Annotated in this window: 10 protein-coding genes; 2 read left to right on the forward strand and 8 right to left on the reverse strand. The window is 64.8% G+C overall.

The features are described from left to right. Positions 1 to 11: 11 nt before the first annotated feature. Entirely contained in the window at positions 12 to 1,775 is a 1,764-nt protein-coding gene (gene ricT, locus RMO51_RS10950) for a regulatory iron-sulfur-containing complex subunit RicT (RefSeq protein WP_310394580.1), read from the reverse strand. 378 nt (positions 1,776 to 2,153) lie between these two features. Between ricT and RMO51_RS10955 the strand changes: the two genes are divergently transcribed. Beyond that, positions 2,154 to 2,969 carry a M57 family metalloprotease gene (locus tag RMO51_RS10955; RefSeq protein ID WP_310394581.1) on the forward strand — a complete coding sequence of 272 codons (816 nt, stop codon included), beginning with the start codon at positions 2,154 to 2,156 and terminating at the stop codon, positions 2,967 to 2,969. A 187-nt stretch (positions 2,970 to 3,156) separates the two neighbouring features. On the opposite strand, the gene RMO51_RS10960 is transcribed toward RMO51_RS10955, so the two are convergent. From RMO51_RS10960 to rsfS, 7 genes are all read right to left on the reverse strand, one after another. Continuing rightward, on the reverse strand, positions 3,157 to 5,790 hold the full coding sequence (locus RMO51_RS10960; RefSeq protein WP_310394583.1) for a S8 family serine peptidase: 2,634 nt from the start codon (positions 5,788 to 5,790) through the stop codon (positions 3,157 to 3,159). Between the two features lie 200 nt (positions 5,791 to 5,990). Continuing rightward, a complete protein-coding gene (locus RMO51_RS10965) occupies positions 5,991 to 7,157 on the reverse strand; it encodes a zinc-dependent alcohol dehydrogenase (RefSeq protein ID WP_310394584.1) in 1,167 nt (388 codons plus the stop codon). A gap of 113 nt (positions 7,158 to 7,270) precedes the next feature. Then, a complete protein-coding gene (locus RMO51_RS10970) occupies positions 7,271 to 8,176 on the reverse strand; it encodes a hypothetical protein (protein ID WP_310394585.1) in 906 nt (301 codons plus the stop codon). A gap of 139 nt (positions 8,177 to 8,315) precedes the next feature. Then, on the reverse strand, positions 8,316 to 9,095 hold the full coding sequence (locus tag RMO51_RS10975; protein WP_310394812.1) for a UDP-2,3-diacylglucosamine diphosphatase: 780 nt from the start codon (positions 9,093 to 9,095) through the stop codon (positions 8,316 to 8,318). Between the two features lie 93 nt (positions 9,096 to 9,188). Further along, complete coding sequence (locus RMO51_RS10980) at positions 9,189 to 9,860, reverse strand: LUD domain-containing protein (RefSeq protein ID WP_310394587.1); 672 nt, start codon at positions 9,858 to 9,860, stop codon at positions 9,189 to 9,191. A gap of 116 nt (positions 9,861 to 9,976) precedes the next feature. Then, complete coding sequence (gene ftsH, locus RMO51_RS10985) at positions 9,977 to 12,109, reverse strand: ATP-dependent zinc metalloprotease FtsH (RefSeq protein ID WP_310394589.1); 2,133 nt, start codon at positions 12,107 to 12,109, stop codon at positions 9,977 to 9,979. A 291-nt stretch (positions 12,110 to 12,400) separates the two neighbouring features. Then, positions 12,401 to 12,781 carry a ribosome silencing factor gene (rsfS, locus tag RMO51_RS10990; RefSeq protein WP_310394591.1) on the reverse strand — a complete coding sequence of 127 codons (381 nt, stop codon included), beginning with the start codon at positions 12,779 to 12,781 and terminating at the stop codon, positions 12,401 to 12,403. 67 nt (positions 12,782 to 12,848) lie between these two features. On the opposite strand from rsfS, the gene RMO51_RS10995 reads away from it, so the two are divergent. Beyond that, positions 12,849 to 13,607, forward strand: coding sequence for a biotin--[acetyl-CoA-carboxylase] ligase (locus RMO51_RS10995; protein ID WP_310394593.1), 759 nt, complete (start codon positions 12,849 to 12,851; stop codon positions 13,605 to 13,607). Positions 13,608 to 13,811: the final 204 nt, after the last annotated feature.

Here is a 13,811-nt window from a genome sequence, read left to right on the forward strand (position 1 = left end):
CACCTGCTCACTTAAGCTCCGGCGGGCGCGGGAGCAGGGCCGCCCGCGGCGGGGCCACCTTCGCCCGCGGGGCCGCGGCCGCCCCGCCGGTTGTTGCGACCGCCGCGGTTTTCGCTGCCTTCACCGCGGCGCTCGCCGCCCTCGCGGCGAGGCCGGGGCTCACCACCTCCTTCGGCCGCCGGGCGCGGGGCCGCGTTGGCGTCGGACCGCCGGGAGCCTTCGGGGCGGCGGTTGCGGCCCCCGTCGGGACGCGGCTCGCCGGCCTCGCCCGGGCTGGGGCCCTCTTTGGGCTCGGAGCGGGGGGTGTCGCCGCGGCCCCGGCCGCCGCGGCGGTTCAGGGGCCGGGCGGCCGCGCCGCGGCGGCCGCGCTGCTCGGGCACATCGCCCAGGGCCGGCGCGGGATTGTCGGGGTCGCCGGGGCCGGGGCTGGTCATTTGTTCGGGGGGCCGGGGGCCGCCAGGGGCCGCGGCCGCCGGCCGGCGGCCGTCGCGGGCGGGGCGTCCTTCCCGGCCTTCGCGTGGCTCCCGGGGCGGGCGGCCTTCGCGCGGCTCCCGCGGTTCAGCACCGGAGTCCTGGGTGGCGCGCGGCGCGCGGGGTTCGCGGGGGGCGGCGTCCCCGCCTGGGCCGGCGCCGGCCGCCGAATCGGGGCGGGCTTTCTTGCGCTTGGTGCGTTTGCTGCTCGACTTGATTTTGTCGTCCAGCCGGTCGAGCGAGCCCTCCACGATGGCCGACACTTCAGGCTCGGGCGCTTCTTCGCGGGGAGCCAGTAAGCTTTCGATTTTCTCGCCGCGCTTGTTCATCTCCAGCAGCTCCCGCACCCGCGACGTGTCGAGCATTACCCAGTTGTTGTCGCCCTTGAAAGCAAACCACATACGGCGGCGGAAGATGTCCGTTTTCTGCAAAAAAGCTTCTCCTTTAGCGGTTTGCAGTGGGCGCTGCACCTGCGGAATGTCCTTCAGGGCGTCGAGGTAGGCGTCGAGCTCGTAGTTGAGGCAGCACTTTAGGCGGCCGCACTGCCCGGCCAGCTTCTGCGGGTTCAGGCTTAGGTTCTGGTAGCGGGCGGCCGTGGTGCTCACGGTTTTAAAATCCTGCAGCCAGGTCGAGCAGCACAGCTCGCGCCCGCACACCCCGATGCCGCCGATGCGCCCCGCCTCTTGGCGCAGCGAAATCTGGCGCATCTCCACCCGCACCCGAAACTCGTCGGCCAGGCGCCGAATCAGCTCCCGGAAATCGACCCGGTCCTCGGCCGAGTAATAGAACAGGGCGCGGGTGCGGTCGGCCTGGTACTCCACGTCGCTGAGCTTCATGCGCAGGCGCAGCTCGCCCACCACGGCCCGGGCCCGGAACATGGTGCCGGTTTCGAGGTCGCGCACGGCTTCCCAGCGCTCCACGTCGTCGGCCGTGGCCACCCGCAGAATGTTGCGAATTTCCTGGGAGTCGGTGGGGATTTTCTTCTTGCGCATCTGCAGGCGCACCAGCTCGCCTTTCAGGCTCACGTGGCCCAGGTGCCAGCCGCTGCCGGCGGCGTCCACCACCACGGCGTCGCCGGTGAACAAGGGCAGGCGCAAGTCGTTGCGCATAAACTCTTTGCGGCCGCCCTTAAAGCGCACTTCTACGACGTCAAACCCGGCAAAAGAGTCCGGCACTTCCACGTCCTGCAACCAGTCGAATACGTTGAGGCGGTTGCAGCCGCCGGTGCTGCAGCCGCCGTTGGATTTGCAGCCGCCCGGCTTGGTGCCGCAGCCCCCGCCGGAAGAACATGATGAACAAGCCACTAGGTACGGTTTATATAGTTGAGGGAAAAATCAATTTTCCGCGAAGATTCGGTTCCTAGCAAAGATACACAAATCGCCCAGGGAGCCTCCCGCGGCGCACCACCGCAACCAGCCCGGGGCAACGAGTCCGGGCCGGGGGTCCCCCGGCACCCGGCGGGCAGCCGCGAAACTCACGGCGGACGTACCGCGCCGGGTTGCGCCAGATTTCATTCAATCAGTTTTACCGGGATAATTATAAAAATATAATGCGTGCGCACACGCGTATACTTTAAATTATTTTTAATGTTTCGCGTAATAGCTATTGTTGCTGATAATTATTTTGTTGAAATTGCATTCACACTTCAATAATTTCCTCACCTAACAAACTACTAAAAACGTATGAAACTCAAAAATGTACTTTCCACCGCCGCCTTCTGCGCCGTCTCGGTGCTGGCCATTTCCTCCTGCTCGAAAGAGAAAGAAACGGTGGCCCCAATTGCCGAAGAGGGCATTTCCAACGCCGTCCTGACCCAAATCAAGGACATGGGCCTGACCACCCAAGACATCAAGCGGGTTGAAGACGGCTACCTCGTAGAAGGCGACATTCTGGTGACGCCGGAAATGCTGGCCAACAAGCCCGAGTACCAGATGCTGCGCGTCGGCGCCGAGGAGCAGTACCGCACCAACAACCTGGTGAGCGTGGGCTCGGGCCGCACCGTGTCCATCCGAGTTTCGACCTCGCTGCCGTCGGCTTACGTAACGGCTGCCGACGAGCTCATTCGCCGCTACAATGCCCAGGGCTTGCGCATCCGCTTCACCCGCGTCACGTCGGGCGGGGAGATTGTGCTGCGCGCCGCTCCCCAGGGCTCCGGCTACCTGGCCTCGGCCGGCTTCCCTTCGGGGGGCAACCCGTTCAACTCGGTGCGGGTGAATTCGGACGCCATTGGCACGGCCAATGCCAGCACGTACATCGCCACCATTCTGGCCCACGAGGTGGGCCACTGCATCGGCTTCCGCCACACCGACTACGCCGGCCGGCAGTACAGCTGCGGCGGGGCCCCGGTGAACGAAGGCGCCAGCTCGGTGGGCGCCGTTTACATCCCCGGCACGGCCACCGGCAACGACCCCAACTCGTGGATGCTGGCCTGCATCGGCGGCGGCCAAAACCGCCCCTTCAACGCCAACGACGTCACGGCCCTGCGCTTCGTGTACTAAGCTGTCAGTTGTTAGCTCCTTGGTAAATTCCTGACGAACAACAAACAACTGACAACCCGTTTACTTCTGGACGACTACTTAAGCGGCTGGTCATTCCTCCGCAACGCAAAAGCCCCGGCTCACCTGAGTCGGGGCTTTTTTAGGGCCTGTGGCTTTCAACTGACGGGTGAAAACAGCTGTTTCCGGCTCACTGAATAACCACTCTGATGGTCTGCTCGGCCCGATTGTCCATCCGCACCCGCAGCAAGTAAAGACCGGGCCTCAAGCCTTTGGTGTCAAGCTGGTTAATAATCCCGTCCACGGTGGCTTCGCGCTGAAATTTTCCCAACACGTCGTAGAGCCGGATGGCTACCGGCGTGCCGGTATTGGCGACGAGATGAAGCACTTCGCCGGGTGGCACGGGGTTGGGGTAAGCCTGGGCCACGCCAGCGCGGAGCAGGTAGGCTTCTTCGGGCGCGCTGTAGAATTGCTGGCCGGTCAGGTTATCCAGCCGCACCCGATAGAGGTAGCGGCCGGCCGGCAGCAGCTGCGCATCCGTGAACGTAAACGTGGGCTGCGCGACGGGCGAGATGGTCTGGACGGCCTCGTAGCCGGCGGGCCCTTCGCGTTCCAGCGTGGCCGATTGCAGCCGGAACACGCTTCCCAGTTCCACATCAAAACGGATGATTTCGTCGACCAGCTGGCGCGGCAAGAAGGAGCGGAAGTAGCACCCCGTGCCTTGGGTGGCGAAATCGATGGTGAGGCCCGGCGCCACGGCCCGGCCGCCCAGCACGGGCGCCACGGCGTAATGGCGCGCCTGCATCTGGCCGCGGGTGAGCACCAGCGTGGTGTCGGCAGTTTGCGCGAACGGCGCGAGGCGCGAAGCCCCGAGCTGGTATACCTGGTAGGCGGTGGCACCGGGCACGCGGGCCCACTGCAGCAGCGTCTCATCGGGGCAGGCGTAGCCCACCTGCACGGCCGGTGGCTGCACGATGGCGAAGGTGTCAGAGGTAAAAACGCGGCTACTGGTTACCAGTCGTAGCTGGGCCAGGGCGGTGGTGTCGGGCACCGCCCAGGACGCTCCCCCCTGCGCCAGGCTCAGGGCGGGGTTCACCACCCGCCATTGCGGCCGGCCCACGGGCCGGTATTCGAGGCGCGCAGTGGCAGCGGCCCCGCTCCACTGCCAGCGCAGCACGCCGGGCGCGCCGGGCTTCAGGTTGCTCGGGCCGACGGGGCTTAGCCATTCCAAGCCTGCCGGGCTGAATTCGTACGCCACGCTGAAGGCCTGCGGGCCCTGCGGCACCCGGAAGCCGCGCACGCGCAGCTCGTAGGTGCCGGGGCCGGGCACGGCCAGCGTGATTTGCTCTACGTTGTTGAGCCGGTCGGCGCGGCGGCGGGCGGGGCGGGCCAGGGAGTCGGCGTGCGGGAAGCTGCTGAGCACCCACGGCTGCCACCGCTGGCCGGTGCCGACGGCCACCAACTCCAAATCCAGGTCGTTGACGAGGGCCTGCGCGGCGTTGGCGGCAGCTTCGGGGTCGCTCCAGGCCAGAGTGGCCTTTAGCTGCTGCTGCCCGGCGGGCACCGTGAGGGTGAACACCTGGCCAGTACCCTGCGCCGCGGTGCCGGCAAAGAATTGGCCGTTGCGCAGGGTGGTGACAGCGCCCAGCGCATCGGCCTGGCCGAAGCCGCTCACGAAATCAACTTCGGGCCGGCCGAGGTCGTCGGCGCTGTTCAGCAGCACGGCTTTTACCAGCGCGGCAGGCGGCAAGGTGCCGCGCTGGTCGCGGTACACCTGCTGCAGCAGCGCGCTCAGGCCCGACACCAGCGCCGCCGATTCTGAGGAGCCGCCCTCGCCGTGGGCCACCAGCTCGGGCTTCACGCGGCCGTCGTGGGCCGGGCCGCGGGAGCTGAGCGCGCCCACTTGCCCGCCGGGGTCGGTGGCCCCCACGCTCAGCGTGTTCTTCGACATTTTGAACTGCCCGGTGAGGTTGGCCACGCCGGCCAGGCCCTGGTACGGGCCCGTGGGGCTGGCCTGCGGGCCCGCGTTGCCCGACGAAAAAACGTGCACCAGCGCGGGAAACTGCCGGCAGTGCCGGTCGTACTCCTGGGCTTCCACGCCGTAGTAATTCTCGACGGCCACGCCGTAGGAGTGATTTTGCACCGACACGCCGGCCTGGGTGAGCTGCTGGCCGTCGTCGGGCAGCAGGCGCCCGAAGTCGGACGTGGCCAGGCGCACTTCGGCCACCACGCCCCGGCCCAGCGGGTCGGTGTTGCCGGCCCCACCGATGAGCGTGGTCATGGCCGTGGCGTGGCCCGAGGGTGGGCCCGGGAAGCTCCCGGCCGAGGCCACGCGCCCTTTGAAGTCCAGGTCGGCGGGGTCAAACGGCTGCTCTTTCACCGAAACCGTCAGCCCCTGCCCGGCCAGCGTGGGGAAGCGGGCGTGCACCGCCGCAATGGCGTTGACCGACAAATCAGAGTTGCTTAGCCGCCGCTCTTCGTGGGCGCGGCGGTCGGCCACGTCCACGAAGTCAACCCACGGGCTGGCCGCCAGCCGGGCCAGTGCCGCCGCGTCGAGGCCCGTCACTTCCAGCGTGCGCGCCGAGGCGCTGGGCCGCGACACCCGCGCCGCCGGCAGGTGCTGCCGTGCCCACCGCTGAAAAGCAGCGTTGTCGGTCACGCTCACCCGCACCGTTCGGGCGGTGCGTTGGGCGGCGGCCGTTTGCAGGCCCGGGGCCAGCTTGGCGGCGGCAGGGCGCGGTTGGGTTTGGGCTAGGAGCAGCTGCGGAACGGCCAGCAGCAGGAGCAGCAGCCCGTGCCACAGGTGCCGCTGTTTTTGAATCACGCTATCGGTAATTAACCTGCTCCTCTGCGTCATGAATTCGAACCTACTCTGGAGAGTTGAACTGCTCTTTTCCAAAGATAGCGCGAAAGCAAAGTTTCTTTTTGCCCAATCTTGCCTAGCTTCTGAAATAGCGGAAGAGCAAAAAAAAGGAAACCTGCGGAGCGCAGGTTTCCTTGTAAGTACCACGAAATGGCTGTTTTTTACGAGCCCGGCGTGAGCACCACCTTCATGCAGTTGTCCTTCTTGTTGCGGAAGATGTCGTAGCCGAGGGGGGCCTGGCTCAGGGGCAGGCGGTGCGAGATGATGTCGTCGAGGCGCACGTCGCCGTTGGCCACGTGCTGCATCAGCTTGTCGATGTGCTTGTGGGCCGGGGCCTGGCCGCCGCGCAGGGTGATGCCCTTGTCGAAGAACTGGCCCACGGGGAAGTTGTCGAACGGCGTGGCGTACACGCCCAGCACCGTCACGTAGCCGCCCCGGCGCACGGCGCTCATGCAGGCAAGCAGAATTTTGGGAGAGCCTTTTTCCAGATTAATCACGGCCTTGGCGCGGTCGAGCAGGTCGCGGTCGGGCTCGAAGCCCACGGCCTCCACGCACACGTCGGCGCCGTAGCCCCGGCTCATGCTCCTGATTTCGTCCACCACCTGCTGATGGCTTTCCCAGAGAATGCCCTCGGCGTTGGCCGTTTGCCGGGCCTTGTCGAGGCGGTACTGCTGGGTGTCGACGATGATGACGCGGCTGGCCCCGCGCAGCCAGGCGCTTTTGGCGGCCATGATGCCCACCGGGCCGGCCCCGAAAATGGCAATGACCTCGCCGCCCTTCACGTCGGCCCAGTCGATGCCGGAGTAGCCAGTCGGAAAGATGTCGGTGAGGAAGAGCACCTGCTCGTCGGTGAGGCTGCCGGGCACCTTGCGGGGGCCGTAGTCGGCGTAGGGCACGCGCACGAACTCGGCCTGGCCGCCGTCGTAGCCGCCGTAGAGGTCCGTATAGCCAAACAGGGCGCCGCCTTTCTCGGTGGCCAGGCCGCCCTCGGGGCCGTAGTGCTCGGGGTTGGAGTTTTCGCAGTGGCCGGGCAGGTCGTGGTTGCAGAACAGGCAGTGGCCGCAGGCGATGGGGAAGGGCACCACCACGCGGTCGCCGCGCTTGAGGTTGGTCACGCCCTTGCCCACTTCCTCCACGATGCCCATGAACTCGTGGCCGATGGTCATGGGCGCGGGCTGGGGCAGGCTGCCGTTGTAGATGTGCAGGTCGGACCCGCAAATGGCCGTGCTGGTAACGCGGATGATGGCGTCGCGCTGGTCCTTGATTTCGGGGTCGTCGACCGTGTCCACGCGGACGTCTCTGATGCCGTGAATGCGAAGGGCTTTCATGAAAGGAGGGTTAGGATTGGAAAGTAAAACTCCCCAACCTAACGGCCCGCTTTTCCCGCGGGTTACCACGGTTCAGCCCGCTCAGGCGCTAGCCTCGGCGGTGGCTCCCACCATTATAGCTGATATACTGCTACTCCCTGCGCCGTGAAAATGTACGCGTAAGATTCTCCCACCAGCACCTGCCGCACCTCGCCGGGCACCACCCCAGCCGGCAGGGCCACCCGGCGCTCCGCCAGGCTGTAGAGGTGGAAAAAGTGGAACGCGCCGGCGTCGAAATAGTACAGCTCATCGCCCCGAAAACCCACCGTGCTCAGCCCGGCAAAGGGCAGCTTCTTGCGGTAGTTGCCCAGGTTGTCGAACACGTACACGCCCGTGGTGCGGTCCACCAGGTACACGTTGTTCTGGTAGTGGCGCAGGAAGCGAAAGTCCGGCCGGGAGCGGCCGATAATCAAATCCAGCGGGGTGTTCTTGACCAGGCGCAGATTGGCGGGGTCGAACTCGCGCAGCACCAGGTCGCTTTCGTCGAGCAGCCAGATGCGGTTGTCTGGGGCCAAAGTGGCCGCGCGCACCGTGCCGTCGAGGTAGTCGGCCAGCCGCACCTCGGTGATGACCGCCAGGAAGCGGTCGAGCAGGATGAGCTGCTGGCGGTCGTCGTTGAACACGAGGGTACTGCTGACGTTCCAGGCCTCTACCTGGGCCACGTGCCCGGGCTGGGTGGGCGCGTAGGTGTTCAGCAGCAGGCCCTCGGCGCTGTACTGGCGGAGGTTGTTGTCGGCATCAGCCACGTACAGCGCCCCGCGCCGGTCGAGCGAGGCGGCGCCGGGATTGGGCAGCTTGACAAGGCGCACGAACGTCCAGGCGCTGCCGGCCCGCGCGGCGGTGTCGGCCCGGGCGGGCTGCACGGGCGCCACCACCTGCTGGGAAGCCGGCGCCGGGGAAGCCGCCGCAGGCACCGTGCCCTGGGCGTGGGCGCTGGCAGTCAGCAAAACGAAGGCGCCGCCCACCCAAAAACGCCGCATGGAGAAAGCAAAAAGAACGTTCTGCTGAGCGCAGCCGAAGCATCTCGCCTGGGTTACTAGCTCAACGAAGCGGGCGAGATGCTTCGGCAAGCTCAGCAGGACGTTCTGATTGTGGCGGGGCGGCCCGGCCATGAGGCGGCTACTTCTCAAAATGCCGCAGGGCCAGCTCGGTGCCATCATACACGCCGTAGGAACAATAATTGACCCATTCGCCCAAGTTGACGTAGCGGCTGCCGGGGCCCACGGCCACATCGAGCGGCAAGTGGCGGTGGCCGAAGACGTAGTAGTCGTGGTGCAAGCGCGTTTCCAGCTCCCGGCAGTACTGGAGCAGCCACTCTTCTTCGCCGAAATATTGGGCGTCGGCGGCGCCGTTTTGCAAGCGGCTGCGGCGGCTCCACCGGTTGGCCAGGCCGATGCCGACGTTCGGGTGCAGCCGGGCAAACAGCCACTGCGCCGCCGGGGAGTTGAACACCTGCTTCAGGGCCTTGTAGCTGTAGTCTTTGGGCCCCAGCCCGTCGCCGTGGCCGATGTGAAAGTGCTGGCTGCCGATGCGCTGCGATATTTCCTGGCGCAGGATTGGGATGCCCATTTCCTGGGTGAAATAGCCGAACATCCACATGTCGTGGTTGCCGGTGAAGATGGTGACGGGCAGGCCCGCATCGGTCAACTCGGCCAGCTTGCCCTGCAGGCGAATAAAGCCGCGCGGAATGGCGTGCTTGTATTCGAACCAGAAATCGAACAGGTCCCCCAGCAGGTAAATGGCCGCCGCGTCCGGGGCCGCCGCATCGAGCCAGCGCACAATCCGCCGCTCCCGCTCCAACGACGAAGCCGCATCCGGCGCCCCCAGGTGAAAGTCGGAAGCGAAATACACCCGGCGGCCGGGCGGCAGCGCCAGGTCAGGCAGGGTAAGCGTTGGCATGGTAACTAATGAGGAATGAGGAATGAGGAATGAGGAATGAGGAATGACCTGAACGGCGCTCGATGCCAGTTCTTCATTCTTCATTCCTCATTCTTAATTAAGCGCAGCGTCATTAAGCGCCGCGTCGTCGTCTTCCAGCAAAAATAGCGCGAGCCGACGTGGCCCGTGGGCGCCCAGCACGAGGGTTTTTTCGATGTCGGCGGTGCGGCTGGGGCCGGACGTGAGCGACACCATGGACGGCATCTGCCCGCCGTACCGCGCCTGCACCACTCGCAGCGCCTCCCCAATCTCACTCACCACCTGGCTCGGGCGCGCCACCACCAGATGCTGGTCGGGGTAAATGCTCAGGCGCCGCCCGCTGGCCGTGGCCGCCGACACCAGCACGCTGCCCGTGCGCGCCACCAGCGCCTCGCAGGAGGTCAGGCTCAGGTCGGCGTGCGCGATAAAATCAGCTTCGTCGGCCCGAAACGCCACGCCCGCGGTTCGCAGCAGCGCCTGCATCGCGGGCTCCCACACGTAGGGCGCGCCCACTTGCTGGCGCTGCTGAAAGCCGGCTACCTGCACCGCCAGCTGCGCCAACGACTCGCAATAGTAAAATTCGCCCCCCACGCGCTGGAAGCTTTCCGCAAAGGCCACCACCGCGTCGGGGTTAGCCAGCGGCGGGTGCACGGGGACCTCAAAATCGGGGCGCGGCGGCAGCGGCGCGGGCTGCGCCAGGCCGTGGCGGATGCGGGCAAGAATGACGTCACGGGATGATTCAGCCATGATTAGCAAGTAATACCGGGGTGAGAAGCCAAAGGTAGCCGACGGGGCAATAGCGGCGAAATCATAAAAAAAGCCAGCCGCAATGGGCTGGCTTTTTCACTTTGTACGCGGAACAACTAAGCCGGCGTAGAGGCGCTGCTGGCGCCTACGTCGCTGCCGGGGCGGGCGGCGCGGTCGTCGTCCAGGCCGGGTAGGTGCAGGTCGGGCAGGTCGTGGCTGAGGTTGCCGCTGGCAGCTTGTTCGCCCTTCACCTCGCTGGCGGTTTCGCTGCGGTCGGTGCCGGCCATGTGGGCCTGGTAGTTGGTCTGGTTGTCGAAGGGGCGCTTGCCCACGAGGCGGGTCAGGTCCTCCTGTTGCAGCACTTCTTTTTCGAGCAGCTCTTTGGCCACTACTTCCAACTCGTGGCGCCGCTCGGTGAGCAGCTCCTTGGTCCGGTTGTAGGCGTTTTCAATGATGGTGCGCACTTCCTCGTCTATCATTTGCGAGGTGGCCTCCGAGTAGGGCTTCGAGAAACCGTACTCATTCTGGCCCTTGGAGTCGTAGAACGACACGTTGCCAAGCTTGGCGTTCATGCCGTACATCGTCACGATGGAGTAGGCCATCTTGGTGATGCGCTCCAGGTCGCTCAGCGCGCCGGTCGAAATCTTGCCAAAAACCAGTTCCTCGGCGGCCCGGCCACCCAGGGCCATGCACATCTCGTCGGTCAACTGCTCGGTGTTGTACAGGAACTGCTCCTTGGGCAGGTACTGCGCGTAGCCCAGCGCCGCCACGCCGCGGGGCACGATGCTCACCTTCACCAACGGGTCGACGTGCTCCAGGAACCAGCCCGCGATAGCGTGGCCGGCTTCGTGGTAGGCCACAATGCGCTTCTCGCCGGGCGAAATGATTTTGTTCTTCTTCTCCAGGCCCCCAATCACGCGGTCGATGGCGTCGGTGAAGTCCTGGTCGGTGATAAACTTCTTGTCGCGGCGGGCCGCGATGAGGGCGGCCTCGTTGCAGACGTTGGCAATTTCGGCGCCGGCGAAGCCCGGGGTCTGGGCCGACAGGCGGCGGGCGTCCACGTCGGGGCCCAGCGTCAGCGGCTTGAGGTGCACCTGAAAAATCTCGGTGCGGCCGTTGATGTCCGGCTTGTCGATGCTGATTTGACGGTCGAAGCGGCCGGGGCGCAGCAGGGCCGAGTCCAGCGTATCGGGCCGGTTGGTGGCGGCAAGGATGATGACGCCGGAATCGGTGCCAAAACCGTCCATCTCCACCAGCAGCGAGTTCAGGGTGTTTTCGCGCTCGTCGTTGCCGCCGGGCATCGAGCCCCGCGAGCGGCTGCGGCCCACGGCATCAATCTCGTCAATGAACACGATGCAGGGCGCCTTGGCCTTGGCTTGCTTGAACAGGTCCCGCACCCGGGCCGCGCCCACGCCCACGAACATCTCGACGAAGTCGGAGCCCGAAAGCGAGAAAAACGGCACATCCGCTTCGCCGGCTACGGCTTTGGCCAGCAAAGTTTTGCCGGTGCCGGGGGGGCCAACCAGCAACGCGCCTTTCGGAATCTTACCACCGAGAATGGTGAATTTGCTCGGGTTCTTGAGGAACTCCACAATCTCCTGCACCTCCTCCTTGGCTTCTTCCAGGCCGGCCACGTCCTTAAAGGTGATTTTCACCTTGTCGCCGCCCTCAAACAGCGCGGCTTTGCTCTTGCCGATGCTGAAAATCTGGCCCCCGGGGCCGCCGGCGCTACCCATGCGGCGCATCAGAAACCAGAAGCCGACTATCATCAGGATGATGAAGCCGTAGGTGCCGAGGTAGTCGCCGGGGCTCTGCCGGTCCTCAATGTTGAGGGGCAGCTTTTGGGCGGCGGGCAAGGCCTTCTGCACCCGGTCCAGGTCTTCCTGGAACAGCTTAGCGTCGACCACCGGGAAGTAAAACTGCGACCCGGTGCCGGTGGCACCGAACGGCGTGCGGCGCACCAGCTCGCGCTGGTACTCGGACTTCCTCAGGGCTTCGGGCTTGAGCGTGACCTCCACCACCTTCTGATTGCTCACGATGGTGATGTCGCGCACGTCGCCGGCGGCCAGGATTTGCTCGAAGCGCTGCTGGTTGATTTTGGCGGGCGAGTTCAGGTTGTTCACCCACATCACCCCAAACAAGAAGACGAGCAGGCCGGCCAACACCCACAGCTGCACCCCGGGCCGGGGGCTGGGGGTGGGCACCAGGGGCTTCTTCTTTTTATTGTTATTGGGAGTTTTATCCGACATGAAAATAGCTAGTTAAAATCTGGTATAACCACGGACAGAACACCGCCTTGAAAGCAAATGTTCGGCGAAATACAAGACGACCGCAGGATGATTTTATTTTAGGTCGGGTGGCTGCCGAGGTAAAAAGAACGTCATGCAGAGCGCAGCGAAGCGGAGTCGAAGCATCTCGCTTGTGGTAGTAAACCAATCGATTGAGTCAATAGCAAACGCGTGATGCTTCGACTCCGCTTCGTCGCCGCTTAATGCGCGGAATGCTCTGCATGACGTGCTGGAGTAACCATTCAAGCCAACCTACGCCGGCTCGGCTTCGATGTAGCTGATGTCGGCGTCGCCCCACAGCTCCTCAAGGGCGTAGAACTTGCGCCGGTCGCGCAGAAACACGTGCACCACCACGTCCACGTAGTCGAGCAGCACCCACTCGCGGTTGGTGCGGCCTTCGGTTTGCCAGGGGCTTTCGCCGGTTACTTTTTCAATTTCCTCCTCCACCGAGCGGGCCACGGCATCGATTTGGGTATCCGAATTGGCCGAGCAAATGATGAAATAATCCGCCACGGCATTCTTGAGCTGTTTCAAATTCAGCACCACGATGTCGGACGCTTTCTTGTCTTGCATGCCGCGAACGACCAAATCTGCCAATGTGTCTGAATCCTGCCGGACCAACGTGCTTTTCATATTGTCTTGTTAGGTGTGAGCTTTGCCGCCGAAAGTCAGCGAAGTTAACGATACGCGAAAGAAGGCCGTGGTTGTCACCCCCCAAACCCTGTTCACGGGCCAGCAGCTGCTGTGGCTGCCGGCCTGCGCCTCCACCAACACGGAGGCCCAGGCCCTGATTGTCCAAAACCGGGCCAGCGACGGCTGCACCGTCATTGCGGACTTTCAGACCGCCGGCCGGGGCCAGCGCGGCCACCACTGGGAAGCTGCCCCCGCCGAAAACCTGACGCTCTCGGTGGTGTGGCAGCCCACATTTCTGGCCGCAACCCAGCAGTTCCGCCTGAGCCAGGCCGTGGCCCTGGGCGTGCACGACTGGGCCCAAACCCTGCTCGGCCCCGACCCCAAACTGAAGCTAAAGTGGCCCAATGACCTGTACTACGGCGACCAGAAACTTGGCGGAATCCTGATTGAAAACACCTTGAGTGGTGCGACCATGCAGTACAGCATCGTCGGCATTGGGCTAAACATCAATCAGCAGCGCTTCGCCACGCCCGCGGCTACGTCGGTGGGTCAACTCACGGGGCGGGCCTACCCGCGCGAGGCCCTGGCCGCGCGCCTGCTCGAATGCCTGGAGCGGCGCTATTTGCAACTGCGGGCCGGGCAGGTGGGCCAGCTGCGGCGGGCGTACCTGCAGGCACTCTACCGCTACCAGGAAACCCATTTCTTCATCATTGAAGACCAGCAGGTGAGCGGCCAGATTGTCGGGGTGGAGGACGACGGCCGGCTGGCCGTGGCCATTGGCAACGAGCTGCGGCGGTTCGGCCTGCAGGAAATCCGGCACGGGTAGCAACTCCGGGGGCTACTTTCGCCGCTGGGTGGTGTGGTTTCAGCGCCGCGATTCACCGGCAGGCAACCATTTCGGCTCGACAACCGAATTGTTTTACAACGGCACCACAACTTTCGACCATTTCGCTGGTCTATGTAAAAAACCGAAGTACCTTGCACCGCGTTGGTCAAGGCTTCAGGCTTGGGTAAACGGGCACGATGCTTG

Origin of the sequence: Hymenobacter sp., from assembly GCF_031398885.1 — a bacterium.
In the GTDB taxonomy this organism is placed as follows: Bacteria; Bacteroidota; Bacteroidia; order Cytophagales; family Hymenobacteraceae; genus Hymenobacter.

Excerpts from the sequence above, each read along its gene's own strand:
- RMO51_RS10955 (WP_310394581.1), top strand. The coding sequence starts at position 2,154 with ATGAAACTCAAAAATGTACTTTCCACCGCCGCCTTCTGCGCCGTCTCG.
- RMO51_RS10965 (WP_310394584.1), bottom strand. The coding sequence starts at position 7,157 with ATGAAAGCCCTTCGCATTCACGGCATCAGAGACGTCCGCGTGGACACG.
- RMO51_RS10970 (WP_310394585.1), bottom strand. The coding sequence starts at position 8,176 with ATGCGGCGTTTTTGGGTGGGCGGCGCCTTCGTTTTGCTGACTGCCAGC.
- RMO51_RS10975 (WP_310394812.1), bottom strand. The coding sequence starts at position 9,095 with ATGCCAACGCTTACCCTGCCTGACCTGGCGCTGCCGCCCGGCCGCCGG.
- RMO51_RS10980 (WP_310394587.1), bottom strand. The coding sequence starts at position 9,860 with ATGGCTGAATCATCCCGTGACGTCATTCTTGCCCGCATCCGCCACGGC.
- ftsH (WP_310394589.1), bottom strand. The coding sequence starts at position 12,109 with ATGTCGGATAAAACTCCCAATAACAATAAAAAGAAGAAGCCCCTGGTG.
- rsfS (WP_310394591.1), bottom strand. The coding sequence starts at position 12,781 with ATGAAAAGCACGTTGGTCCGGCAGGATTCAGACACATTGGCAGATTTG.